General features: G+C 56.3%; 21 protein-coding genes. 7 read left to right on the top strand and 14 right to left on the bottom strand.

Annotated features, from left to right (window positions below):
* Positions 1-9: 9 nt before the first annotated feature.
* Genes secD through queA form a run of 4 tightly spaced genes read right to left on the bottom strand, consistent with a single transcriptional unit; the run spans position 10 to position 4478 of the window.
* Positions 10-1857 carry a protein translocase subunit SecD gene (secD, locus tag C7433_RS16870; protein WP_072021736.1) on the bottom strand — a complete coding sequence of 616 codons (1848 nt, stop codon included), beginning with the start codon at positions 1855-1857 and terminating at the stop codon, positions 10-12.
* 25 nt (positions 1858-1882) lie between these two features.
* On the bottom strand, positions 1883-2215 hold the full coding sequence (yajC, locus tag C7433_RS16865; protein WP_006117993.1) for a preprotein translocase subunit YajC: 333 nt from the start codon (positions 2213-2215) through the stop codon (positions 1883-1885).
* Positions 2215-3363 carry a tRNA guanosine(34) transglycosylase Tgt gene (tgt, locus tag C7433_RS16860; RefSeq protein WP_006117994.1) on the bottom strand — a complete coding sequence of 383 codons (1149 nt, stop codon included), beginning with the start codon at positions 3361-3363 and terminating at the stop codon, positions 2215-2217. Before tgt ends, yajC begins: the two co-directional genes overlap by 1 nt.
* Before the next feature lie 44 nt (positions 3364-3407).
* Positions 3408-4478: a tRNA preQ1(34) S-adenosylmethionine ribosyltransferase-isomerase QueA gene (queA, locus tag C7433_RS16855; protein WP_110268597.1), complete on the bottom strand. Its 1071-nt coding sequence runs from the start codon at positions 4476-4478 to the stop codon at positions 3408-3410.
* 101 nt (positions 4479-4579) lie between these two features.
* Here queA and C7433_RS16850 point away from each other — a divergent pair, with 101 nt between their 5' ends.
* From C7433_RS16850 to C7433_RS16840, 3 genes are all read left to right on the top strand, one after another.
* Positions 4580-5161, top strand: a complete 582-nt coding sequence (locus tag C7433_RS16850) for an ACP phosphodiesterase (protein WP_006117568.1) — start codon at positions 4580-4582, stop codon at positions 5159-5161.
* 202 nt (positions 5162-5363) lie between these two features.
* On the top strand, positions 5364-6179 hold the full coding sequence (locus C7433_RS16845) for an inositol monophosphatase (protein WP_006117569.1): 816 nt from the start codon (positions 5364-5366) through the stop codon (positions 6177-6179).
* Positions 6179-7465, top strand: coding sequence for a histidine-type phosphatase (locus C7433_RS16840; RefSeq protein WP_110268596.1), 1287 nt, complete (start codon positions 6179-6181; stop codon positions 7463-7465). The genes C7433_RS16845 and C7433_RS16840 overlap by 1 nt, the downstream gene beginning before the upstream one ends.
* A gap of 167 nt (positions 7466-7632) precedes the next feature.
* On the opposite strand, the gene proY is transcribed toward C7433_RS16840, so the two are convergent.
* The 6 genes from proY to phoB form a co-directional block, all read right to left on the bottom strand.
* Positions 7633-8985: a proline-specific permease ProY gene (proY, locus tag C7433_RS16835; RefSeq protein ID WP_006117571.1), complete on the bottom strand. Its 1353-nt coding sequence runs from the start codon at positions 8983-8985 to the stop codon at positions 7633-7635.
* A gap of 70 nt (positions 8986-9055) precedes the next feature.
* The gene (gene brnQ / locus C7433_RS16830) at positions 9056-10375 is read right to left on the bottom strand and encodes a branched-chain amino acid transport system II carrier protein (protein ID WP_006117572.1); all 1320 of its coding nucleotides are present in this window, start codon (positions 10373-10375) and stop codon (positions 9056-9058) included.
* Positions 10376-10765: 390 nt separating this feature from the next.
* Positions 10766-11869 carry a cobalamin-independent methionine synthase II family protein gene (locus C7433_RS16825; protein WP_110268595.1) on the bottom strand — a complete coding sequence of 368 codons (1104 nt, stop codon included), beginning with the start codon at positions 11867-11869 and terminating at the stop codon, positions 10766-10768.
* A gap of 279 nt (positions 11870-12148) precedes the next feature.
* Positions 12149-13069, bottom strand: coding sequence for a PstS family phosphate ABC transporter substrate-binding protein (locus C7433_RS16820; protein ID WP_110268635.1), 921 nt, complete (start codon positions 13067-13069; stop codon positions 12149-12151).
* Positions 13070-13082: 13 nt separating this feature from the next.
* Positions 13083-14402 (bottom strand): phosphate regulon sensor histidine kinase PhoR, encoded by a 1320-nt coding sequence (phoR, locus tag C7433_RS16815; RefSeq protein WP_033738623.1) that lies wholly within the window; start codon positions 14400-14402, stop codon positions 13083-13085.
* Between the two features lie 14 nt (positions 14403-14416).
* The gene (phoB, locus tag C7433_RS16810) at positions 14417-15106 is read right to left on the bottom strand and encodes a phosphate response regulator transcription factor PhoB (protein ID WP_014606457.1); all 690 of its coding nucleotides are present in this window, start codon (positions 15104-15106) and stop codon (positions 14417-14419) included.
* A gap of 197 nt (positions 15107-15303) precedes the next feature.
* Between phoB and sbcD the strand changes: the two genes are divergently transcribed.
* Genes sbcD through C7433_RS16795 form a run of 3 tightly spaced genes read left to right on the top strand, consistent with a single transcriptional unit; the run spans position 15304 to position 20547 of the window.
* Complete coding sequence (sbcD, locus tag C7433_RS16805; RefSeq protein WP_039338511.1) at positions 15304-16500, top strand: exonuclease subunit SbcD; 1197 nt, start codon at positions 15304-15306, stop codon at positions 16498-16500.
* A complete protein-coding gene (locus tag C7433_RS16800; RefSeq protein ID WP_110268594.1) occupies positions 16497-20171 on the top strand; it encodes an SbcC/MukB-like Walker B domain-containing protein in 3675 nt (1224 codons plus the stop codon). Before sbcD ends, C7433_RS16800 begins: the two co-directional genes overlap by 4 nt.
* A 10-nt stretch (positions 20172-20181) precedes the next feature.
* Positions 20182-20547 carry a cell envelope integrity protein TolA gene (locus tag C7433_RS16795; protein ID WP_033738618.1) on the top strand — a complete coding sequence of 122 codons (366 nt, stop codon included), beginning with the start codon at positions 20182-20184 and terminating at the stop codon, positions 20545-20547.
* Between the two features lie 132 nt (positions 20548-20679).
* Here C7433_RS16795 and mak read toward each other — a convergent pair whose 3' ends face one another.
* Positions 20680-21585 (bottom strand): fructokinase, encoded by a 906-nt coding sequence (mak, locus tag C7433_RS16790; protein WP_110268593.1) that lies wholly within the window; start codon positions 21583-21585, stop codon positions 20680-20682.
* 143 nt (positions 21586-21728) lie between these two features.
* Here mak and rdgC point away from each other — a divergent pair, with 143 nt between their 5' ends.
* On the top strand, positions 21729-22640 hold the full coding sequence (gene rdgC / locus C7433_RS16785) for a recombination-associated protein RdgC (RefSeq protein ID WP_033738615.1): 912 nt from the start codon (positions 21729-21731) through the stop codon (positions 22638-22640).
* A 33-nt stretch (positions 22641-22673) separates the two neighbouring features.
* Here rdgC and ppnP read toward each other — a convergent pair whose 3' ends face one another.
* The 3 genes from ppnP to aroL form a co-directional block, all read right to left on the bottom strand.
* Positions 22674-22964: a pyrimidine/purine nucleoside phosphorylase gene (gene ppnP, locus C7433_RS16780; RefSeq protein ID WP_006117582.1), complete on the bottom strand. Its 291-nt coding sequence runs from the start codon at positions 22962-22964 to the stop codon at positions 22674-22676.
* Positions 22965-23118: 154 nt separating this feature from the next.
* Complete coding sequence (locus C7433_RS16775) at positions 23119-23310, bottom strand: YaiA family protein (RefSeq protein ID WP_006117583.1); 192 nt, start codon at positions 23308-23310, stop codon at positions 23119-23121.
* Between the two features lie 111 nt (positions 23311-23421).
* Positions 23422-23946 carry a shikimate kinase AroL gene (gene aroL, locus C7433_RS16770; RefSeq protein WP_006117584.1) on the bottom strand — a complete coding sequence of 175 codons (525 nt, stop codon included), beginning with the start codon at positions 23944-23946 and terminating at the stop codon, positions 23422-23424.
* Between the last annotated feature and the right edge of the window lie 75 nt (positions 23947-24021).

Below are 24021 nucleotides of genomic sequence, written 5' to 3'. Positions count from 1 at the left end.
ACGCACTCCTCAGATAGACAGCTTCTTAACGCGCTTGCCACCGTACATCAGGTTGATAATGGCGCGGGTTCCGACGATCGATGTGAACATGGAGGTCGCAATACCGATAGCCGTTGTAATCGCAAAGCCCTTAATGGAGCCCGTACCAATTGCATACAGAATCACCACCTTAATCAGGGTCGTCACGTTCGCATCGACAATACTGGAGAAGGCACCTTTGTAGCCCTCATGAATTGCCTGCTGTACGGAACGCCCGTTGCGCAGTTCTTCTTTGATACGTTCATTGATCAGGACGTTTGCATCGACTGCCACCGCCAGCGTCAGCACAATACCGGCGATGCCTGGCATGGTCAGCGTGGCCCCCGGTAACAGCGACATAATGCCGACAATCAGCACCAGGTTTGCCAGCAGTGCGCTGGTCGCAATCAGGCCCACTTTCTTGTAGTACAGCACCATAAACAGGATGGAGGCGACCAGGCCCCACAGGCAGGCTTCCAGCCCCTGAGTAATGTTCTGCTGACCCATTGTCGGACCAATTGTCCGCTCTTCCACAATCTGGATAGGCGCAATCAAGGCCCCGGCGCGCAGCAGCAGCGACAGCTGACGTGCTTCGTTCGGGTTGCTGATACCGGTGATGCGGAAGCTGTTGCCCAGGCGTGACTGGATGTTGGCGACGTTAATCACCTCTTCCTGTTTCACCAGAATGGCGCGACCATTCGCATCTTTCTTACCGCTGTCTTTGTACTCCACAAACAGGGTCGCCATCGGTTTACCGATGTTGTCCTTGGTGAAGTTCGACATGATATTACCGCCCGCGCCATCGAGTGAAATATTCACCTGAGGCTGGTTGTATTCGTCCATGCTGGAGGTCGAATCGGTAATGTGGTCACCGGTCAGAATCACGCGTTTGTACAGCACGACAGGCTGGCCGTCACGCATGTCTTTGACCTCGGAATCCCCCGGCACGCGACCATTGGCGGCGGCGGTCGGATCAACGCTGGTATTGACCAGACGGAACTCCAGCGTCGCGGTTGCGCCCAGAATTTCTTTGGCGCGCGCCGTGTCCTGAATACCTGGCAGTTCTACCACGATGCGGTCAGAACCCTGACGTTGCACCAGCGGCTCCGCGACACCCAGTTGGTTCACACGATTACGCAGGATAGTGATGTTCTGCTGAACGGCATATTCGCGCGCTTCGCTAAGGCGAGCATCGGTCATGGTGGCTCGCAGAGCATCGTTACCGCTGTTGCTGATCACCAGATCCTGATGACGGGATGACAGCCACTTCACGGCAGCGTCACGGCTGGCTGCGTCACGGAAACGGATTTCCACGCCGTAGTTAGCAATCTTGCTGACGTTGGTATAAGGGATATTCTTTTCGCGCAGGTCGCTGCGCAGGCTGTCCGCATTCTGCTCTTGCAGTTTGCTCAGGGCAGTGTCCATATCCACTTCCATCAGGAAGTGCACGCCACCGCGCAGATCGAGGCCCAGTTTCATTGGCTGCGCCGCCAGCAGGGTAAGCCAGCGCGGCGTTGCGGGAGCCAGATTCAGCGCCACAACATAGTTTTCGCCCAGCGCTTTCATGATCGCTTCACGGGCGCGCAACTGCACATCCGTGTTAGAAAAACGCGCCGTAATCGCCCCGTTTTCCAGGGCAACAGACTTCGCCTGAATATTATCTTGTTTTAATACGTTCTGAATTTGATCCAACGTTTGCTCACTGGCGGCGCTTCCGCGCGCGCCAGTGATTTGAACAGCCGGATCCTCACCATAAAGGTTGGGAAGTGCATATACCAGGCCAATGACAAGCACCACGACCAGCATTATGTACTTCCACAAAGGATAACGATTTAACACGGCAGTTCCCTTAGGGAAGTAAAAATTACAGCGCCTTCATAGAACCTTTCGGCAGGACGGCAGCCACGAAATCACGTTTAATAACCACTTCGGTAGTATCGTTCAGCGCAATCGCAATGTAGCCGGTTTCTGCCACTTTGGTTACGCGACCCACCAGGCCACCATTCGTCAGCACTTCATCACCTTTGGAGATAGAATCCATCAGCTTCTTGTGCTCTTTTGCGCGTTTCTGCTGAGGGCGCAGGATCATGAAGTAAAAAATCAGGCCAAAGACGACCAGCATGATCACCAGAGAATACGGACTTCCCTGAGACGGTGCGCCTGCTGCAGCCACAGCGTCAGAAATGAAAAAGCTCATTAAATTTCCCTCATTGATGAATTATCAGACGTTAAAGGCGGAACCGCTTTGCCCGTCCGTTGGTAGAACTCGGTAACAAAGCGCTCTAATTTACCCTCTTCAATAGCCTGGCGTAAACCTGCCATCAGGCGCTGGTAGTAGCGCAGGTTATGAATTGTGTTCAGACGCGCGCCCAGTATTTCGTTACAGCGATCAAGATGATGCAAGTAAGCACGGCTGTAATTGCGACAGGTGTAACAATCACACTCGGCATCCAGCGGCGACACATCGTCTTTATGCTTCGCATTGCGGATTTTTACCACGCCGTCCGTCACAAATAAGTGACCATTACGTGCATTACGCGTTGGCATCACACAGTCAAACATGTCCACGCCACGACGCACACCTTCGACCAGATCTTCAGGTTTGCCCACGCCCATTAAATAACGCGGTTTGTCCTCAGGGATCTGCGGGCAAACATGCTCCAGGATGCGGTGCATGTCCTCTTTCGGCTCACCGACCGCCAGGCCGCCCACAGCGTACCCATCAAAGCCAATCTCTACCAGACCTTTCACAGACACATCACGTAAATCTTCGTAAACCGAGCCCTGAATAATACCGAACAGCGCGTTCTTGTTGCCCAGGCTGTCAAAGCGGTCACGGCTGCGCTGCGCCCAGCGCAACGACATCTCCATTGAGCGTTTCGCATAATCCCAGTCGGCCGGGTACGGCGTGCACTCATCGAAGATCATGACGATATCGGAGCCCAGATCGTACTGAATTTCCATGGATTTTTCTGGATCGAGGAAAATCTGATCGCCATTGATCGGGTTACGGAAGTGAACGCCCGCTTCGGTGATTTTACGAATATCGCCCAGGCTGAAGACCTGGAAACCGCCGGAGTCCGTCAGGATAGGGCCTTTCCACTGCATAAAATCATGCAGATCGCCATGCAGCTTCATGATTTCCTGACCGGGACGCAGCCAGAGGTGGAAAGTATTGCCCAGAATAATTTGCGCGCCGGTATCCTGCACTTCTTCCGGCGTCATGCCTTTTACGGTGCCATAGGTGCCCACGGGCATAAACGCCGGGGTTTCGACCACGCCACGATCAAAAATCAGACGCCCGCGACGCGCGCGACCGTCTGTGGTATCAAGCTCAAATTTCACAAGACCTCCATCGGAGAAACAGTCCGATGTTCAAAGTAAACAGGTCAGGCGCCCACTTTTTCCAGCGGCGCCTGGGGGTTTTTGCTGATAAACATCGCGTCGCCGTAGCTGAAGAAACGGTATTCTTCTGCCACCGCAGCGCGATAAGCAGCCATGGTATGCTGGTAACCGGCGAAGGCCGAGACCAGCATAATCAGGGTTGATTCCGGCAAATGGAAGTTGGTGATTAACGCATCGATCACCTGGTACTCGTAGCCCGGATAGATAAAAATTTGGGTATCGTCGAAGAATGGCGCAATCAGGGCATCCTGACTGGCTTTGGCGGCGCTTTCCAGCGAACGTACCGAGGTGGTGCCAACGGCGACCACTTTATTCCCCCGCGCCTTACAGGCCAGCACCGCGTCTACCACATCCTGCGGGACTTCCGCGTACTCCGCGTGCATGTGGTGATCTTCAATCGTCTCGACGCGCACCGGTTGGAACGTGCCCGCCCCAACGTGCAAGGTGACAAAGGCCATTTCCACGCCTTTATCTTTGAGCGCCTGCAACAGCGGCTCATCAAAATGCAGCCCCGCCGTGGGCGCGGCGACGGCACCGGGTCGGGCGCTGTAAACCGTTTGATAAAGCTCACGATCCGCCTCTTCATCCGGGCGGTCAATGTACGGCGGCAGCGGCATATGGCCGACGCGATTAAGAATGTCCAGTACGTCGCGGTCATCATCAAAGGCGATCTCGAACAACGCATCGTGCCGCGCCACCATAGTGGCTTTCACGCTCTCGTCGTCACCCAGCAGCAGCGCTGCGCCAGGCTTCGGCGCTTTCGATGCGCGAACATGCGCCAGCACGCGCTTGTCATCAAGCATGCGCTCGACCAGCATCTCAATTTTGCCGCCGCTTGCCTTGCGTCCGAACACCCTGGCCGGGATAACGCGCGTGTTGTTAAACACCAGCAGATCTCCGGGCTGGAGCTTATCCAGCACATCCGTAAACACGCCGTGAGTGAGCGTGCCGGTTGGGCCATCCAGCGACAGCAGGCGGCAACCACTTCGTTGCGCCTGGGGATAATGGGCGATAAGAGATTCAGGCAAATCAAAAGCAAAATCGGCGACACGCATGACAGACTTCTTACTCAGAAAAACAGGCGGCACAGTTTAGCGGAAAACCGAACAATTCTGAACAACTGGCTGCGTAAACGGAGTTGCGCTTATAATGCCGCATGAATTTTCTTGCGCATCTTCACTTAGCCCATCTTGCCAACAGCTCTTTGCTGGGCAATCTTATGGCAGATTTCGTTCGCGGCGCGCCGCACCAACACTGGCCTGAACCGGTGGCCGACGGCATTCTGATGCATCGTCGCCTGGACGTAATGACCGATGCCCTGCCGGAAGTGCGCGCGGCACGCCAGCTTTTCCGGGCAGAGACCTATCGCGTCGCCCCCATCACGCTGGATGTCATCTGGGACCATTTTCTGGCGCGCCACTGGGATCGCGTTCATCCGTCACAAACGCTGCAAGCGTTTACGGCCCGTGCCGAGCGTGAAATCGTTCCGCAACTGGCCGCCACGCCCGAGGAATTTAAAGAACTGAATGCGGTGATGTGGCGAGAACGCTGGTTCGAACACTACGCCGATCCCCTGCGCCTTGAACGCGTGCTGAATGGCATGGCCCGACGTCGGCCAAGGCTGGCGGCACTCAGCGACTCTTACCAGGACTTCACCGCCCATTATCCGGCCTTTGAAGCCTGTTTCTTTCAGTTTTATCCCCGCCTGATGCAGTTGGCCGCCAGCCGGCAGCTGTGACTCACCCTCTTTATCAGGTAAGACGCGGCTTACCTGATAACGCTGAAAAAGCACGCAAACAGTACACCGACGATATTGCCATTACTGGCGCACTACGGCTTAATAAGCCTTGCTTAACTATGCTTTGCGCTACTCTCACTGTCAGACCGCCTGTTCAGGCGCTTCCTGTATTCGATGTGTTTTAAAATCATAAGAGGGAAACATGTCATCCGCTTCGCATTCTGAAATTGACGCGCGCTATCGCTACGCCTGCGAAATCGCCCGTGCCGCCGCAAGCCGCGCCTTGTCATGGTATCAACAGCGTCAAAAACTGGTGGTGGAACATAAAAGGGACCTTCAGGACGTGGTCAGTGAAGCTGACCGTAACGTTGAAGAATTAATTAAATCACTGATTGCAGAACGCTATCCCGAGGATGCGGTATTAGGTGAAGAGAGCGGTGGAGAAACAGGCGAGGCCCGCATTTTATGGGTCATCGATCCGATTGATGGCACCGCCTGCTTCGTCAATGGTCTGCATAACTGGTGCGTTTCGCTGGCCATCGTCTGCGAAGGTGAACCGGTGGTGGGCGTGGTTTGCGATCCCAATCATCAGGAGCTGTTTCACGCCCGCAAAGGCCAGGGCGCCTGGCTTAATGAGACCCGGCTTGAGGTTCATCAGGCCCGTCACCTCAACGAAGGGCTGTTGGGCATCAGTAATTCCAGCCGGGTGCCGGGAGAAAAGGTTACGCAGCTTATCGATGCGCTACTCAAACAAGGCGGGATGTTCATTCGCATCGGCTCCGGTGCCTTAACCAGCGCCTGGGCCGCTGCCGGTCGCCTGATTGGCTATTACGAAGCCCATATGCATCCCTGGGACAGCCTGCCGGGCATCGTGTTAATGCGGGAAGCGGGCGGCGTCACCAATGACTATATGCGCAATGATGGCCTGAAAAACGGCAATCCCGTTTTGCTGGCGAATGCCGTAATCTATCCACAGATTAAAGCCCTTCTCGCGCCCCAGGAACTGGAGGATGAATAATGTCTGCCTGTAGCCCCCTGCGCGTAGTCGCGCTCTGTGCGTTATGGTTCGCGGCGGGGTCGCTTTACGCGGCGCCAGAATACCAGTTAGAGAAAGTGGTCGAACTCAGCCGACACGGGGTGCGCCCGCCGACGCCGGGCAACCGCCAGGAGACCGAGGCAGCAACCGGACAGCCCTGGCCCCGGTGGAGTACAGCGGACGGCGAGCTGACGGGCCATGGCTACAGTGCGGTGGTGAATAAAGCGCGCTGGGAAGGCGATCACTATCGCCAGTTGGGATTACTTCCCGCGGGTTGTCCGGACGCGACAGCACTCTACGTACGCGCCAGCCCTCTTCAGCGAACGCGCGCCACTGCCGAAGCGTTGGTGGATGGCGCATTTCCCGGCTGCGGCGTGGCGGTGCATACCGTCACGGGCGACGTCGATCCGCTTTTTCAGACGGAAAAACTGCCCTTTGCCCGCATCGATCCGCAGCGTGAGATGGAAGAAAAGCGGCGTGTGGCGGGCGATTTAGCACAGCGACAGCAGCAGCTCCAGCCCGCCATTCAGGCGCTTAAACAGGCGGTCTGTCCGGCTAATCGCGCGTGCCCGTTTTTTGATCGCCCCTGGCAGTTAAAGCAGACCAAAAGCGGCAGCGTCTATGTTGAAGGCTTAAGCACGCTGGCCGCCATGGTCGAGACGTTGCGCCTGGGCTACAGCGAAAACTTACCGTTCGCCAGGCTGGCGTGGGGCCACATCACTTCCGCTCAACAGATCACCGCCCTGCTCCCCCTGCTGACGGCCAGTTATGATCTCAGCAATGATGTGCTCTATATGGCGCAACGTCGTGGCTCGCTTCTGTTACAGCGGATGCTCGACGCCATTCAGGGGAACGATCCCGATGTACGATGGGTACTGCTGGTGGCCCATGACACGAATATCGCGATGGTTCGCCGCCTGATGGGATTTGAATGGCAACTGCCGGGGTATATGCGCGGTAATATTCCGCCGGGAAGTAGCCTGGTGATGGAGCGCTGGCGGGATAAGCAAAGCAATCAGCGCTACCTGCGCGTCTATTTTCAGGCACAAAGTCTGGACGGGCTACGTCAGTTACAACCCATTAATGACCGTCATCCTTTGTTGCGTCAGGAGTGGCAGCAAGCCGGCTGCCATATCACCGACGTGGGTACACTGTGCCCGTTACAGGATGCGATTGCCGCGTTGGGTCAACAGCTGGACCGCAGCGCGATCGTTCCGGAATCCCTTATATTACCCGCGCAGAACGCATTAGCGCCCGTGTCGGGTTAACGGTGGGCTTTCTCTTATTTTTCGGCAACTTATTTAACGACGTACGCTTTTGCATTAGCATCGTTTCGTCAATCATCCCTCTGTTTGTTTCATTTGCTATGTGACGTTTTCGGCGAATCCTTTCGCCGATTTTATTTCGTCGTGTCAGTCGCCTTCGCGTCCGGGAATCAGGACGGCTTGCGCACCAGCTTATAACCCAGCAGCAACAGCACAATCCACACCATGCCCACGTAAAGTGAGATGCGCGTATCCGGAAAGTAGCCGATCAGGCCGATGATAAAGCATAAAAAGGCTACGCCGAAACCGGCTGTCCAGCTTCCGCCCGGGAGGGCAAATGTCAGCTGACGGGCTGCCGCTTTACCAATTTTGCGGCGAAACGCAATCTGGGACAGCAGAATCATAATCCAGACCCAGACGGTGGCAAAGGTGGCCAGAGAGGCAATGACCAGGAACACTTTCTCGGGCATCAGGTAGTTGAGCCAGACCGCAATCAGCATGGCAAACATCATAACTACTACCGTGACCCACGGAATCCCGCGTGCTGACACCTTCATAAACACTTTAGGCGCATGGCCCTGCTGCGCCATACCGTGCAGCATACGCCCGACACCGAACACATCGCTGTTAATCGCGGACAGGGAGGCCGTCAGTACCACAAAGTTAAGGATAGAAGCGGCAGCGGCAATACCCAGATGCTGGAAGGTCAGCACAAACGGGCTACCGTTGGTGCCCACCTGATTCCATGGATAGAGGGACATGATGACAAACAGCGTACCAACGTAAAACACCAGAATACGCATCGGCACGGAATTAATGGCGCGTGGGATGGAGGTCGCCGGATCCTTAGCTTCACCGGCCGTGATGCCAATAATTTCTATCCCGCCGTAAGCAAACATCACCATCTGAAGTGACAGCAGCATGCCAACGATCCCGTGGGCAAAAAAGCCGCCGTTGGTCCACAGGTTGTGAATGCCGGTCGGCTGGCCACCGTTACCGATGCCCCAGATGATCATGCCAAATCCGGCCAGAATCATCACAATAATGGTGGCGACTTTGAAGAAGGAGAACCAGAACTCCACTTCGCCGAACACCTTCACGCTCATCAGATTGACCGCACCGATGATCAGCACGACGCTCAGTACCCAGATCCAGTGCGGCACCTCCGGGAACCAGACACCCATATAAATACCAAATGCCGTGACGTCGGCGATGGCCACAATCAGAATTTCAAAGCAGTACGTCCAGCCGGTGATATACCCAGCCATTGGTCCAAGATAATCCTGCGCGTAACGAGAAAACGAGCTGGCCTGGGGATTATTAACGGACATTTCTCCCAGCGCGCGCATGATAATGTACGCCACCGCGCCGCCGATAATATAGGCGAGCAGAACGCTCGGTCCTGCCATCCTGATGGCGTCCGCCGAGCCATAAAACAGCCCGGTGCCAATCGCCGATCCCAGCGCCATAAAACGGATGTGGCGCGTGCTCAGTCCGCGTTTGAGCTTGTTGGTTTCTTGCATAACAACCTGTACCTGTGAAATGAAAAAACCACGGGCAAGCCCGTGGTTAAAGAAGAATCAATCTTAGCCGTTACGAGTGAACTGTCACCTGTTCCGGCCCTTTTAACCGATCAACCAACGCCACAAGCAGCAACATCACCAGTGAGGGCGGCAACCAGGCAAGCCCCTGGTCGGCTAATGGCAGATGCTGGCTGAATGCGGGTAACGCCTCTTTAAACCCGGTGGTTTTGATTGCGTCAAGGATACCAAACAGCAGGCTGACAAGCATAGTCGGAGCAATGATTCGGCTGCTTTTGTTCCAGATATTCTGGGTAAAACTCAGCACAACCAGTACGATGCACGGCGGATAAATGGCGGTCAGCACCGGAATCGAGATCTGGATCAGATGACTCAGCCCCAGGTTGGAAACCACCATGGAGAACAGCCCCAGCACAAACACCAGCGTTTTGTATGACAACGGCAGATACTGGGCAAAAAACTCGGCGCAGGCACAGGTCAGGCCCACGGCTGTCACCATACAGGCAATAAAAATCAGCGCGGCAAGGAAGAAGCTGCCCATATCGCCAAAGGTGTGCTGTACGTAGGCATGCAGAATCGCGGCGCCGTTAGCATTTTGATCGACCAGCGCCCCGCTTCCTGCGCCCAGTTTAAACAGGCTCAGGTAGACCAGCGTCAGCCCTACACCCGCGATAATCCCCGCCAGTACCGTATAACGGGTTAACAGTGCCGCGTTATCAATACCGCGTGAACGGGCCGCATTCACAATCACAATCCCGAATACCAGGGCACCCAGCGTATCCATCGTGAGATAGCCGTTCACGAAACCGCTGGAAAACGCAGCGCGCTGGTAGTCGGCGGTGGCCGGAATGGTGCCGCCTGCGGGCCACAGCAGGGCGGCAACGCCGAGCAGCGTCAGGGCGGCAATTTTCAGCGGTGCCAGAATATGCCCGACCGTATCCAGCAGTTTGCCGGGATAGAGCGAAATGCCCATCACCAGCACAAAGTAGATCAGGCTGTAGATGAACAACGGCAGTGCACCGTCGCCGGTGATCGGCGCGATCCCGACTTCAAACGACACCGTGGCGGTGCGCGGCGTGGCAAAGAGTGGCCCCACCGCCAGATAGCAGACAGTGGCCAGAACCACCCCGGCAATTTTACCAATCGGTGTACTCAGCGCGTCAATCCCGCCGCCGACGCGCGCCAGCGCAATGACGGTGATGACGGGTAATCCCACAGCGGTAAGCAGAAACCCTAAAGCGGCCACCCAGACATGTTCGCCTGACTGAATACCGACCATAGGAGGAAAGATAATGTTACCCGCACCAACAAACAGGGCAAACGTCATAAAGCCCAGCGCGAGAATGTCTTTAACGGTTAAACGATGTGTCATACGGCCTGTCACTGATGTTGCGATGAAAGATAAGTTTGCGTTGCCCCCTCGCTGCGCTATGACAACGGCTGATCAGACGACAGCAGCGCATTATGCGCAGCGTCCGGTTTAGCGCAGGTGATTTGAGCTGCTTTTTTTCTGTTCACAGAGGGATAAATCGACAACGGCCGTAAGTAAAACGTTTATAGCGAAGAAAGGCAATACGAGATCGGAAAACCAGAGGCTTATTTCGTGATTTAAGTCAAAATTAGTGGATCACATCAATATTAGCAGCAAGCACATCAGATGATGTGCCTTAATAATAAACAGGCCATGGGAAATACCAGCATACTGACGTCTTTTTATGCACAAGTGGCGCATACATTGCGCCACACTGCGCACTTTTGACGCTTACCAGACCTGATTCGCCACATCCACAACCAGACGAATCTTCTGCCACTGTTCCGCTTCGGTCAGGCTGTTCCCCTCTTCCGTTGAGGCAAAGCCACACTGTGGACTAAGGCAGATCTGGTCAAGACTGAGGTATTGCGTCGCCTCCTGTAAACGTGCTTTTACCTGATCCACGTCTTCGAGTTCGCCGACCTTGGTGGTAATTAAACCAAGCACCGCCTGCTGATGACCCGGCCGGATAAAACGCAGCGGTTCGAAACCGCCGGAACGGTGGTTATCATATTCCAGGAAAAACGCATCGACATTAACAGTGCCAAACAGGATTTCGGCCACAGGTTCATAGCCGCCTTCTGAAATCCAGGTCGAACGGAAATTGCCGCGGCAGACATGCAGACCGACGGTCAGATCGGCCGGTTTATCCTCCAGCGCTTTATTCAGCACGCGGGCGTAGGTTCGGGCCAGCTGCTCGGGATCGTCACCGCGCTCGCGGATCTCACGCTTTTGATCGTCCGAGCACAGGTACGCCCACACCGTATCATCCAGTTGCAGATAGCGGCAGCCTGCTGCATAAAAGGCGGCGATTGCGTCTTTGTAAGTCTGTGCCAGATCGTCAAAGTACACATCAAGATCGGGATACACCTCCGTGTCGATCACTTTACGTCCGCCACGGAAATGCAGCACGCTGGGACTGGGAATCGTCATTTTCGCCACGGCATCCCCTGCGATGCCTTGCAAAAAGCGGAAATGATCCAGCATCGGATGCCCGTCAAACCCCAGTTTGCCGGTCACTTTGACACCGTGCGCTTTGGTCTGTACGCCGTTGAACTGAATGCCCTGATCGGCTTCAAAATGTTCCACGCCTTTCAGGCCGTAGAAAAAGTCAAAATGCCACCAGCCGCGACGGAATTCCCCATCCGTGACCACTTTGAGGCCGTTTTCACGCTGTTTTGCCACCACATCACGGATGGCTTCGTTTTCAACCTCACGCAACTCGTCAGCGCTGATTTCCCCCGCCTGGTATTTCTCGCGAGCCTGTTTGATCGCGGCAGGACGAAGAAAGCTGCCAACGGTGTCGGCACGAAACGGGGCGGTTTGTCTTTGCATGATCACTCCTTGTCACGGCCAGATAATTTCGGCCGGGAATAGTTACATAATGTTATTTTAGCCTTCTGGATGGCTAAACGTCTAAATGCAGAGTGACATGCCGTTCTCTCAGCGGCAAACGAATAAAATTCACGTCGCCTGAAAAAAATTCATGTTGCATCGTCGCCGTCGGCTTTTCTGTCAGCGGCCGCAGGACAGACAGCCTGATGGGGCTTACGGGTCCGGAGGCAGGCTGTTTCACGGTGACGCTACCGGCGTTTGTTGACGGGCAGGTGGGCGTTATTCGAGCGAAGCGCGAGCCTGAGCAATCTGCGCCGCAGAGAGCGGCAAATACCCGGCCTCGCTGACGCGCTGTTGCCCCTGACGGGAAAGCACCTGTCGTAAAAAGGCATCGACCAGTGGCGGTAAAGGTTTACCTGGCGCTTTATTCACATAGAGATAAAGCGGACGCGACCATGGATAGCGGCCGGTACGGATAGTCTCTGGATCCGGTGCCACCGCGTCGCCGTTTTTGGTCACCACGGGCAGCAACCTGACGCCGCTCAGATGGAAACCAAAACTGGCATAGCCGATGCTGCGGGGATTACCGGCTACGGCCTGTACCACGGCGGCAGAGCCGGGAAACTCGGCCACGTCATTGCGGAAATCGCCCTGACACAGCGCCTGCTGTTTGAAAAAGCCCCATGTTCCCGAGGCGGAGTTACGGCCATAGCGCTGGATGGGACGCTGCTGCCATTCTGTCTGGCGCAGTCCCAGGTCACCCCAGCGTTGTGGAACCTGATGCGCGCCGCAAAGCCGGGTGATGGAAAAAACCGCATCGAGCTGACGCGGATCGATTTCACGCAGCGGGTTACGTTGATTGACCACCACGACCAGCGCATCCATTGCCACCGGCACGGCCAGCGGCGGATAGCCATAGCGCGCCTCAAAGGCCTGGCGCTCATCAGCCTGCATCGGACGACTCATCGCGCCCAGTTGAACGGCCCCGGCGGTCAACGCAGTGGGCGCGGTAGACGACCCCGAAGCCTGAACCTGAACGTTCACGCCAGGCGCCTGACGGCTAAAGTCATCTCCCCATAACGTCATCAGGTAGCCGAGCGTGTCGGAGCCGGCGCTACTGAGATTTCCGGACAGCATGACGGGCTGCGCCTGCCCGAGGGCTGGCAACAGCGAAAAGAACACCAAAAGAAAAGCGCGCATCGTTCCGGTCCGTTCACGATTGATGAACGGCATTCTCCTGCATCCCGTTACTGACAATCAACCTTGGCGCCAGGGTAAATGTAAAACAGGTTTCCTGATGCGGGATGCTGGTGATCTCCAGCCGGGCATTATGGTGACTCAACGCATGTTTGACGATAGCCAGCCCCAGCCCGCTGCCGCCGGTCGCACGTGAACGCGCTTTGTCTACACGATAAAAGCGTTCGGTCAGGCGCGGAATATGCTCAGCGGGAATACCGGGACCGTTATCGCAGACCTTAAATACCGCGCCCTGCTTGCTGCGTAACCAACTGATATCAATTCGTGTGCCGTCTGGCGTATGGTTGACCGCGTTGTAGACCAGGTTAGAGATGGCACTGCGCAATTGCTCGTCATTGCCAAACACTTTCAGATGCGGATCGGTGTGAAAATGGATTTGATGTCGCCCGCCGCTCAGCGTTTCCGCTTCATGTTGCAGCAGTTTCAACATGACCGGCACATCGACTTTTTCTTTCATATTGATGACCGGGGCCGCCTCAATACGCGACAGCGTCAGAAGCTGCTTCACCAGGCTGTCCATTCGGCGGGTTTGTTCTGACATGGTGTGCAACGCTTTGTCACGCGAACGTTGATTCATGACCGAGTCATTCATCATCTCCAGATAACCCTGAAGCACCGTCAGCGGCGTGCGAAGTTCGTGACTGACGTTGGCGAAGAAGTTGCGTCGTGCACCTTCCAGCTGGTGCATTTGCGTTACGTCGCGGGCCACCATCAACCACTGGCCTTCGCTGTAGGGCATAACACGAAATTCCATGTGATGCTGGTTATTCAGCACCAGCGTCAGCGGCTTGTCGAAATCGCGCTGACGCAGATAACGTGAAAATTCAGGATAGCGCAGCAGATTAAGGATATTTTGCCCGTTATCTTCGGGCCAGCGCAGCCCGAGGTGCTGCTGTGCCAGGCCATTGCACCAGAAGATGGTGCCCTCTTCCGTTGTCAGGATAACGGCATCCGGCAGCGACTCTGCACCACTGCGAAACCGTTTGATCAGATGACCCAGCTCACGCCGCCGACGTCGGTTGCGCAGCTGCATTTGATACAGACCGTAAAACAGCGGTTCCCAGCTTGCCTGACCGGAAGGCGGGGTCATCGTGCGATCCAGCCACAGCCAGTGCGACAGCCGCATCAGGTTATAAAAATGCCACAGTAAAATACCGACTACGCTGAGTAACAACAGCCACGGCAGATAGCCGAACAACAGGCCGAGTACCAGCGCAGGCAAACACGCCAGCACCAGTTCGGACAATAATCGCTTCCAGGAGAGGCGTTCCAGCACGATTAAAGCTCCGTTTAAAAGCGGGCAGAGAAACGATAACCTGTTCCGCGGACGGTTTGTACCATGCGATCGTGACCGGTCAGTTCCAGCGCTTTGCGCAGACGGCGAATATGCACGTCAACTGTACGATCTTCAACATAGACGTTGGTGCCCCAGACGTGATTCAGTAGCTGTTCACGGCTGTAAACACGTTCAGGATGGGTCATAAAGAAGTGGAGCAGCTTGTACTCTGTCGGCCCCATCTCCAGCGGCGTGGTTTCCGACATCACCCGGTGCGAGGAGGGATCCAGGCTCAGGCCCTGCATTTCAATTACATCTTCGACCGCCATCGGCGAAATGCGACGCATCACAGCTTTGATACGGGCCATCAGCTCTTTCGGGGAAAACGGTTTGGTAATGTAGTCGTCGGCCCCGACTTCCAGGCCACGCACGCGATCTTCCTCTTCGCCACGTGCGGTCAGCATCATGACCGGAATATCACGCGTCATCGCTTCACGTTTAAGGTGTTTGATAAACTGAATGCCGCTGCCGCCAGGTAACATCCAGTCCAGCAGGATAAGGTCAGGCCAGGGTTCAATCAGCTTACTGACGGCGCTGTCATAATCTTCTGCCTCAATCGGCTGATAATCATTTTGTTCCAGAACGAAACATAACATCTCACGGATTGGAGCTTCATCTTCCACAACTAAAATGCGCTTAGCCATTATGACTCCTGCAGGTAGGACGGCTTTCACTGATATTTGCGGCGCCATTATGCGTCAGTTTTGTGACACTTTTATGAAAAAGTTAGCCATAAAAACCGGCCTGCAACAACCATTTATGACAACATGACGACATGTTTTGTGGCTTTAGTGATGGAGCCAGTATAATCGCCGGGCGATTTGTTATGGCAGGGAGTGTTATGCGCATTATCCATACCGCGGACTGGCACCTGGGGCAGTTCTTTTACAACAAAAGCCGGGCCGCTGAGCATCAGGCCTTTCTGGACTGGCTGCTGGCCCGGATTGAAGAGCATCAGGTGGATGCGCTGATTGTGGCAGGTGATTTATTCGATACCGGCACACCGCCCAGCTATGCACGTGAAATGTTCAACCGCTTTGTGGTGGCGTTACAACCCAGCGGCTGTCAGCTGGTGGTGCTGGCCGGGAATCACGATTCGGTGGCGACGCTGAACGAGTCGCGTGAACTGCTCGCCTGCCTGAACACCCGCGTGATTACCACGCCGCAGGACGGGGACGATGTGCTGGTGTTAACGACGCGTCGGGGCGAACCGGGCGCGCTGCTGTGCGCCATTCCTTATCTGCGGCCACGCGATATTATGCGCAGCCAGGCCGGCCAGTCAGGACGCGATAAACAGCGCAGCCTGCTGGAGGCCATTACCGCCCATTATCAGCGCAGCTTTGCTGCCGCGCAGGCGCTGAATCTGGCGCTTCCCATCGTCGCGACCGGCCACCTCACTGCTCTCGGCGTCAGCAAAAGCGACTCAGTGCGCGATATCTATATTGGTACACTGGATGCCTTTCCGGCCTCGGCCTTTCCGCCTGCGGACTATATCGCGCTGGGGCATATTCATCGTGCGCAGCGCGTGGCCGACAGCGATCATATTCGCTATAGCGGTTCGCCGATTCCGCTCAGCTTCGATGAACTGGGCAGCGAAAAAAGTGTGTTTCTGCTGGATTTCAGCCCGTCAGGCCTGACGGTCACGCCCCTGACCATTCCCCTGTTCCAGCCAATGCAGGTCCTGAAAGGCTCGCTGGCGCAAATCACCCGGCAGCTCAGCCAGTTTTCTGCGCCCGACGGGACCAAACCTGTCTGGCTGGATATTGAAGTGACCACGCAGGAATATTTAAGTGATTTGCAGCGTCAGGTAGAAGCGCTGACAGCTTCCCTGCCCGTAGACGTTTTGCTGCTGCGCCGCAGCCGTGAACAGCGCCAGCACAGTCTGGCACAGCTGGATAAAGAAACCCTGAGCGAACTGAATGTGGAAGAAGTGTTTGCCCGACGACTGGCGCTGGATGACGCGCTGGACGCGGATCAGATTGCCCAGACCACCCTGCGGTTTAAACAGACGCTGGCGGATCTGGAGGAACAGCCATGAAAATTCTGACGCTGCGCTTCAAAAATCTTAACGCGCTCAAAGGTGAGTGGTTTATTGATTTTCGCACCGAGCCGTTTGCCAGCAACGGGCTGTTTGCGATTACCGGCGCGACGGGCGCCGGTAAAACCACGCTGCTGGACGCCATCTGTCTGGCACTGTATCACCAGACGCCGCGCCTGGGCGGCATCTCTCAGGGGCATAACCCCCTGATGACACGCGACTGTGCCGAGTGCCTGGCGGAGGTCGAGTTTGAAATTAAAGGGGAAGCCTGGCGGGCATTCTGGAGCCAGAACCGCGCGCGCGGCACCGCTGACGGTAAACTGCAGGCTCCCCGCGTTGAGCTGGCACGCTGCGCCGATAATCAGATTGTGGCAGATAAAGTGAGCGATAAGCTCAAACTTACGGAAACGCTGAGCGGGCTGGATTTTGCGCGCTTCACCCGCTCAATGATGCTGTCACAAGGCCAGTTTGCGGCGTTTCTTAACGCCAAAGCCAATGAGCGGGCAGAACTGCTGGAAGAACTGACCGGAACCGAAATTTATGGTCGTCTGTCCATGGCCGTGTTCGAACGCCACAAAGCGGCCAAAACGGCGCTGGAACTGTTACGCAGTCGGGCAGGCGGCATGGCGCTGCTTGATGAGGCAACCCGTACTGCACTGCACCAGCAAAAAAAGGCCCTCAGCGACGCTGAACACCAGCTGACTGCCGCGCTTGCCGTGGCGCAGGCGCAGCAACAGTGGCAGCAACAGCATCAGCAGGCTATTGCGGATACAGAGCAGGCAACCGCGGCCCTCGCTGCGGCAGAGCACACCAGTCAGGCGGCAGAGCCGGATCGTCAACGTCTGGCGCGCAGTGAACCGGCGGAGAAACTGCGCGGTCCGTTGCAGCAACGTGACAGTCTGCTGGCCGAACGCAACGCGATGCGGGAACGTCAGCAGCAGCTCAGCCAACAGATGCACACGGCCACACAGGCGCATCATGTGTTGCAGCAACGCTATGCGGAAACGGACACGGCGCACGAACAGTGCCGACAGCAACAGCAGCAGCAGGAAACGCTGTTGACCGGGCAGGTCATTCCGCTTGATCAGTCTCTCTCTGCCTTATACGAGCACATTCAGCAGCTACAGCAGGATGCCGAACGGCAACAGCAACACTGCGCTCAGCGCGAAGCCGCGTTACACAGCGAAGCCCGCCAGGTGCGCCACCTGCAAGAGACGATTGCCCAACAGCATGCCCTACGTGAGCAGTTAGCTGACATGCCGCAATGGGGTGAACACCTTCCGATCTGGAAAGAGCGTTTTGCCCAACTGACCCGCTATGAAGCGGCACAGGCTGAGCTGGATCAGCAGATACAGCAGCAACAGCGCCACATTCATCAGCGCCAGGGGGATATTGAGCAGCTGGCACAGCAACTCACGCCACTGGATCAGGCCGCACAGCAGGCGCAGCAGTCCTTGTCTCAGGCTGAGCAAGCACTAACTTCCCTTCAGAACGCGCATCCACCTGAAGCCTTACGTCAGGCACTGAGCCAGTATCAGCAACAGCGCGAGGCGCGCCATGCGCTGACGATAGTGGCCGCGCAGTGGCAACCCCTGCATCAGCAGCGCACGCAGTACGAAAAACGCCTGCATGAACTTGAGACGGCTCAGCAGCAGGCTGAAAGCGCACTGCTGACGTTAAGAGAAGCCTGGCGACGGGAAAAACAGCAGCTCAGCGACGTAGAGAAAATTTGCCAGCTCGAAAGCCAGATTGCTGACCTGGAACAGTACCGCGCCCGGCTTGAAGCCGGGCAGCCCTGCCCGTTGTGCGGCGCCTGCGAGCATCCTGCGGTCGAAACCTATCGTGCTCTGGAAGTTAGTGCTAACCAACAACGTAAAGCCGAGCTGCAAAAACAGGTAGACGCGTTGAGTGAAACCGGGACGGCAAAGAAGGAGCAAATAAAGCAGCTACAGGCTCAACAGCAATCCCTGCGTGAAGAAATCACGGGTCTGACCCAACAACTTGATGCCCTTTCTCAACAATGGCAGGAACTGAGCAGTGAGCTGGCGCTCACCTTCCCGCTGACAGATACGGATGCAAGGATCGCGTGGCAGCAGGCGCAAAATCGCCACGAGCAGACGCTCACGGCCCGGCTTGACGCTCTGGAGCAAGCCGAGCGCGCGGTGCTGGCGGCCAAAGATCACCACCTGCGGCAGCACCAGACATTACAACAGCATCAGCAAACGCTACTGTTGACTCAGCAGCAACTGGAAAGCCAGCACCAGGCGCTTCAGGCGTTACAGCAACAGCAGCGTCAGGCCGCAGAAAACGGCCAGCAGCTTGAAGCCGCGCTGGCACAGCAGTTCAGCGACGTGGCGTTGTCTTTACCTGAACGTACGGCGCGCGACAGCTGGCTGGCAACCCAACAAGAGCGCTGGCAGCGCTGGCAAGAGAGTGAGCGGTTGCTTGCTAACCTGCAGCCGCAACTTGCACGGGCGGAAACACAGGCTGACGCGCTGCAACAGCAGTTACAGCTTGAGCAGCAACGTCTGGATCAGCAGCGGCAGCAGCTCACCGCGTTACAGCAGCAGGCGCGTGAAAAACAGCAGCAGCGTCAGGCCCTGTTTGGCGATCGCGATGTGGCTCAGGCGCGCCAGCAGATGCAGGCGCTCGTCGATCAGCTCGAGGCGCAACTTACCCAGCAGCGCAACGCACTGCATCAGTCACAGGCAGAGGTCAGCCGTCTTAATGGCCAGTTGACGCTGCTGGAAAGCCAACTGCAGAGCCTGTCCGGGCGCGTCACGGAAGCAGAACAACGCTTCAGCGCCGCGCTGGCGGCAGCCGAATTCGCTGATGAAACGCACCTGCGCGCGGCATTGCTGGATGAACAGGCGGCGCAGCAACTGCGTCAGCAGCTTCAGCAGATTGACCAGCACCGTCTGCACCAGCAGGCACGCCTGGCAGAACTGCAGCAGCGGCTGGCGGCACATCAGCAGCAAAAACCGGCTTTGATGCCGGATTCACCGGACGTGCTGGCGGCAGAACTGGCGCGCTTACAGCTGTCCCTGCGTGAAAATGCAAACCAGCAGGGCCAGGTACAGCAGCAGTTAGACAGCGATGCCAGCCTGCGAAACCAGCAGCAAACGCTGCTGGCGCGTATTGCGCAGGATGAGACGGCGTTAGCGCAATGGACCCTGCTTAACGATCTTATTGGCTCGGCAACGGGTGATAAATTCCGGCGCTTTGCCCAGGGGCTTACGCTCGATCACCTGGTGGCCCTGGCCAACCGTCAGTTAGATCGCCTGCACGGTCGCTACCTTTTACAGCGACGTGCCAGCGATGTGCTGGAACTGGATGTGGTGGATACCTGGCAGGCCGACAGCGCCCGCGATACGCGCACGCTGTCCGGCGGAGAAAGTTTCCTGGTGAGCCTGGCGCTGGCGCTGGCACTGTCTGACCTCGTCAGCCATAAAACCCGCATTGAGTCGTTATTTCTGGATGAGGGCTTTGGTACGCTGGATGCCGAAACGCTGGACACCGCTCTGGATGCCCTGGATGCGCTTAACGCCAGTGGCAAAACCATTGGCGTCATCAGCCATGTTGAAGCCATGAAAGAGCGCATTCCCGTTCAGATTAAGGTACGCAAAATGAATGGCCTGGGTTACAGCACCCTTGACATCCCCGGCCAGTAAGAGGTTAACCATGTTGAGATGGACCGGTATTTTCGCGGTTGCCCTGCTGCTTTTAGCAGGCTGCAGCCAGCCGCACGGCGCTGATGCCAGGCACTGCGCGCCGAACATGACGCAGACTCAGTGCCAGGCCGTCGACCACTATATCGCGCAGGTGAATGCCGTGGTGATGCGCAATTTTCATCACGCGCAACGTTACGCAGGCCAGCGCTGCCTGGTGACGGCACAACGCCGCGCGGACGGCCGCTATAACGTCATGCGCACAGAAGGAAATGAATCGTTATGCCTGAGCGCCTGGCAGAGCGTGAGTAGCGCGCGTGATATGCCCCTTCCGCCTCAGGGCGCGCCCCGGCAATGGGTATTTGCTTTTGCCCCGTAACCATAACGCGGCAGCTCGCGCCATCGCGGCCTGAACGTAAATGCAGATGCGCCCTTTCGGAAAGTCCTGAACCGGCGGTGCAGCCTGACGGTGATCAAGCCTGAAAACTGGCGGTTCACCGTCCACAACGGATTACTCAGGCCAGAGCCAGGCGGCTCCGCGAACACCGCTCGAATCCCCGTGTACGGCTTTCAGTACCGGCGTTTCACATTCGCCGCCAAATACCCATTTTTTCATCAGTGTGGGGACGGTCTGGTACAGACGATCCACGTTGCTCATGCCGCCGCCCAGAACAATCACATCCGGATCGATCAGGTTAACCACCTGGGCCAGCGATTTAGCCAGGCGCATTTCGTAGCGGCTCATAGCCAGTTCCGCCACCGGATCCTGCTGTGCCAGCAGGTGAACAATCTCGGCACCTTTGCGTGTAACGCCGCTCAAACGCTGATAATCAGTGGCAAAGCCGGTGCCCGAGACAAAGGTTTCAATACAGCCCTGTAGCCCGCAATAACACGGCACTTCAGCGCGATAGCGCAGTTCATCTTCGTCCATCCACGGCAGCGGATTGTGGCCCCATTCGCCCGCATTACCATTGCCACCGATACGGGATTCGCCGTTTATCGCCACGCCCGCCCCCGAACCGGTGCCAATAATCACTCCAAAGACCAGCGGCTTACCGGCACCCGCGCCGTCAACGGCTTCGGATACGGCCAGACAGTTCGCGTCGTTGGCAATGCGGACGTCACGATTCAGCGCGTGCGCCAGATCCTTGTCCAGCAGCTGTCCGTTAAGCCAGGTTGAGTTCGCGTTTTTTACCCGCTGCGTGTAGGGCGAAAGCGTGCCGGGAATACCGAGGCCTACCGTGCCCGTCTGTCCGGTCTTTTCTTCCGCCAGACGCACCAGATCGACAATAGCCTGTACCGTAGCGGCATAGTCGTTTCGGGGCGTGGAAACCCGATGGCGAAACAGCTCGCTTCCCTCGCTGGACAACGCAATCACTTCTGTTTTGGTGCCGCCCAAATCAATGCCGATGCGCACGGTTTATTCCTCATTATTCGTTAGGGGATTCTTACACTAAAAGGCGATGCCCTTAAAGGCAATGAAACCGCATCGATGTTTCGCTATCATGCGCACACTTAGTGAGATTTGTGCGCCCGATCGCGCCACGGTAAGGAATCCTGATGTTGTGGTTTAAAAATATGATGGTTTATCGTCTGAATCGTGACATTCCGTTGTCCGCAGACGACATGGAAAAACAGCTTGAGGCATTCACCTTCTCGCCTTGTGGCAGCCAGGACATGAGCAAGACCGGTTGGGTGTCACCGATGGGAAATCGCAGCGATGCGCTGACCCATGTGAATAACGGTCAGATTGTCATCTGCGCGCGCAAAGAAGAGAAAATTTTGCCTTCACCGGTGGTGAAGCAGGCGCTGGAAGCCAAAATTGACAAGCTTGAGGCAGAACAGAGCCGTAAGCTGAAAAAAACCGAGAAAGATTCGCTTAAGGATGAAGTGCTGCACAGCCTGTTGCCGCGTGCCTTCAGCCGTTTCAGCCAGACGTTTATGTGGATCGATACCGTTAATAATCTGATCATGGTGGACTGCGCCAGCGCGAAAAAAGCCGAAGATACGCTGGCCCTGCTGCGTAAAAGCCTGGGTTCACTGCCGGTCGTACCTCTGACGCTGGAAAGCCCGATTGAACTGACGCTGACCGAGTGGGTACGTTCCGGCGATCTGCCCGCAGGCTTTGCCCTGATGGATGAAGCCGAGCTGAAAGCGATTCTGGAAGACGGCGGCGTGATTCGCTGTAAAAAACAGGACCTGGTATGCGACGAAATCGCCAACCATATCGAGGCCGGCAAGCTGGTGACAAAACTGGCGCTCGACTGGCAGGAACGGATTCAGTTCGTCCTGTCGGATGATGGTTCCGTGAAGCGCCTGAAATTCAGCGATACGCTGCGTGATCAGAACGACGATATCGATCGGGAGGATTTTGCTCAGCGCTTCGATGCCGACTTTATCCTGATGACCAGCGAACTGGCCGCCCTGACCAGTAATCTGATTGAAGCGTTGGGTGGTGAGGCTCAGCGGTAAAACAGGCGGCCGCAAAAGATGCGGCCGTTTTTTTCAGTCTTTCAGATAGCGGCAAAGATAAGAGCTGGGCTCGCCTACCTGCAGATGAAACTCGCTGTGACCCGGCACGTTAAATACCGATCCCGCCTCGAACCATTTCCACTCTGTTTCCCCCGGCAGCAACACTTTCATTGATCCACTGACCACGGTCATCTCTTCCGGCTGGGCAGTGCCAAAGGTATATTCGCCTTCTGCCATCACACCAACGCTGGCACGACCGGTGCTCGCACTGTCAAAACCGATGGATTTAACTTTTCCGTCAAAATACTCACTTACGTTGAGCATAAATCTTCCTCACAGCACATTAGGGTGACTGGCAGTGTAGAAGCGAACTTGCTGATCTGTCACGCGAAATAATGAGCGAATGTGATCGCTGGCGGTGACAAGGGACGGGGATAAGACGGGCGCGCATCGACGGCATCCTTGCCAGCGCGACGGCTTACTCTTTTTCTACATCTTCGTAACGTTGTTTCGCATCATGCGCTTCCTGCTCTGAATCGTGCTCACTGATGAGTGAATCCGGCTTCGGATGATCGGCTCGCAGTTGCCAGGACGTGACTTTTTTACCTTCGGGGCCTTTTTCCACGGTCACAACGCGCGCTTCTCTGGGGTAAGGAGGTCTTGACGGCATCATTTGTCCCTCTTGGCTGAATGACATTCCACACGACAGGCGGTTGCCCGTCATGGAATAAGTATAGTCAAAAAGGCGTAAATCGCGGCGGGAAGGAGATAAATCTGACGGTTAGCTGGCGCGTGCCAGCGATAACGACTGCAGAATTTGCTCTACAACGCGTTCCGGCGGCTGCATCGCGTCCACTTCATGATGAGCGGCCATACGGTACAGGTGGGCACGGGCGCGCAGCACCTCTGTCATCTCTTCAGCGATGGGCCGTCCGGTCAGCGTCGGGCGCTGCGCAGCTTCAGGCTGGCTTTCCAGACGTCGCGCAAGCACCTCAGAAGGCGCACTTAACCAGATAACCTGACCATGTTCGCGCATATAGCGGCGGTTGACCTCTGCCAGCACCATGCCACCACCGGTCGCGATGATGGTTGAGGGCGCCGTCACGGCTTTCAGCGACTCGGTCTCCCGCGCACGAAAGCTTTCCCAGCCTTCCGCCGCGACAATTTCAGCCACGGTACGCTGGGTCGTGAATTGCAGGTGGTGATCGGTATCGCGGAAGGCATAACCCAGCGCATGAGACAGGGCTTCACCGATGGTGGTTTTTCCGCAGCCGCGCGCACCAATCAAAAAAATGGACAAGGACATCTGGGCACTTCCTCCGCCGTACAGCCCATAACAGCTGCAGGTCTGGCTTAAATAATACGCGCATCATAGCGGGAA

This window comes from Pantoea sp. PNA 03-3, assembly GCF_003201175.1.
In the GTDB taxonomy this organism is placed as follows: Bacteria; Pseudomonadota; Gammaproteobacteria; order Enterobacterales; family Enterobacteriaceae; genus Pantoea; species Pantoea stewartii.
This window is presented reverse-complemented; position numbering and strand designations above follow the sequence as displayed.

What these genes read in the sequence shown, in the direction of transcription:
- C7433_RS16845 (WP_006117569.1), top strand. Translation starts at nt 5,364, where the DNA reads ATGTCATCCGCTTCGCATTCTGAAATTGACGCGCGCTATCGCTACGCC.
- phoB (WP_014606457.1), bottom strand. Translation starts at nt 15,106, where the DNA reads ATGGCTAAGCGCATTTTAGTTGTGGAAGATGAAGCTCCAATCCGTGAG.
- aroL (WP_006117584.1), bottom strand. Translation starts at nt 23,946, where the DNA reads ATGTCCTTGTCCATTTTTTTGATTGGTGCGCGCGGCTGCGGAAAAACC.
- C7433_RS16825 (WP_110268595.1), bottom strand. Translation starts at nt 11,869, where the DNA reads ATGCAAAGACAAACCGCCCCGTTTCGTGCCGACACCGTTGGCAGCTTT.
- rdgC (WP_033738615.1), top strand. Translation starts at nt 21,729, where the DNA reads ATGTTGTGGTTTAAAAATATGATGGTTTATCGTCTGAATCGTGACATT.
- C7433_RS16800 (WP_110268594.1), top strand. Translation starts at nt 16,497, where the DNA reads ATGAAAATTCTGACGCTGCGCTTCAAAAATCTTAACGCGCTCAAAGGT.
- C7433_RS16775 (WP_006117583.1), bottom strand. Translation starts at nt 23,310, where the DNA reads ATGCCGTCAAGACCTCCTTACCCCAGAGAAGCGCGCGTTGTGACCGTG.
- C7433_RS16850 (WP_006117568.1), top strand. Translation starts at nt 4,580, where the DNA reads ATGAATTTTCTTGCGCATCTTCACTTAGCCCATCTTGCCAACAGCTCT.
- ppnP (WP_006117582.1), bottom strand. Translation starts at nt 22,964, where the DNA reads ATGCTCAACGTAAGTGAGTATTTTGACGGAAAAGTTAAATCCATCGGT.
- queA (WP_110268597.1), bottom strand. Translation starts at nt 4,478, where the DNA reads ATGCGTGTCGCCGATTTTGCTTTTGATTTGCCTGAATCTCTTATCGCC.
- brnQ (WP_006117572.1), bottom strand. Translation starts at nt 10,375, where the DNA reads ATGACACATCGTTTAACCGTTAAAGACATTCTCGCGCTGGGCTTTATG.
- C7433_RS16820 (WP_110268635.1), bottom strand. Translation starts at nt 13,069, where the DNA reads ATGCGCGCTTTTCTTTTGGTGTTCTTTTCGCTGTTGCCAGCCCTCGGG.
- C7433_RS16795 (WP_033738618.1), top strand. Translation starts at nt 20,182, where the DNA reads ATGTTGAGATGGACCGGTATTTTCGCGGTTGCCCTGCTGCTTTTAGCA.
- yajC (WP_006117993.1), bottom strand. Translation starts at nt 2,215, where the DNA reads ATGAGCTTTTTCATTTCTGACGCTGTGGCTGCAGCAGGCGCACCGTCT.
- proY (WP_006117571.1), bottom strand. Translation starts at nt 8,985, where the DNA reads ATGCAAGAAACCAACAAGCTCAAACGCGGACTGAGCACGCGCCACATC.
- sbcD (WP_039338511.1), top strand. Translation starts at nt 15,304, where the DNA reads ATGCGCATTATCCATACCGCGGACTGGCACCTGGGGCAGTTCTTTTAC.
- C7433_RS16840 (WP_110268596.1), top strand. Translation starts at nt 6,179, where the DNA reads ATGTCTGCCTGTAGCCCCCTGCGCGTAGTCGCGCTCTGTGCGTTATGG.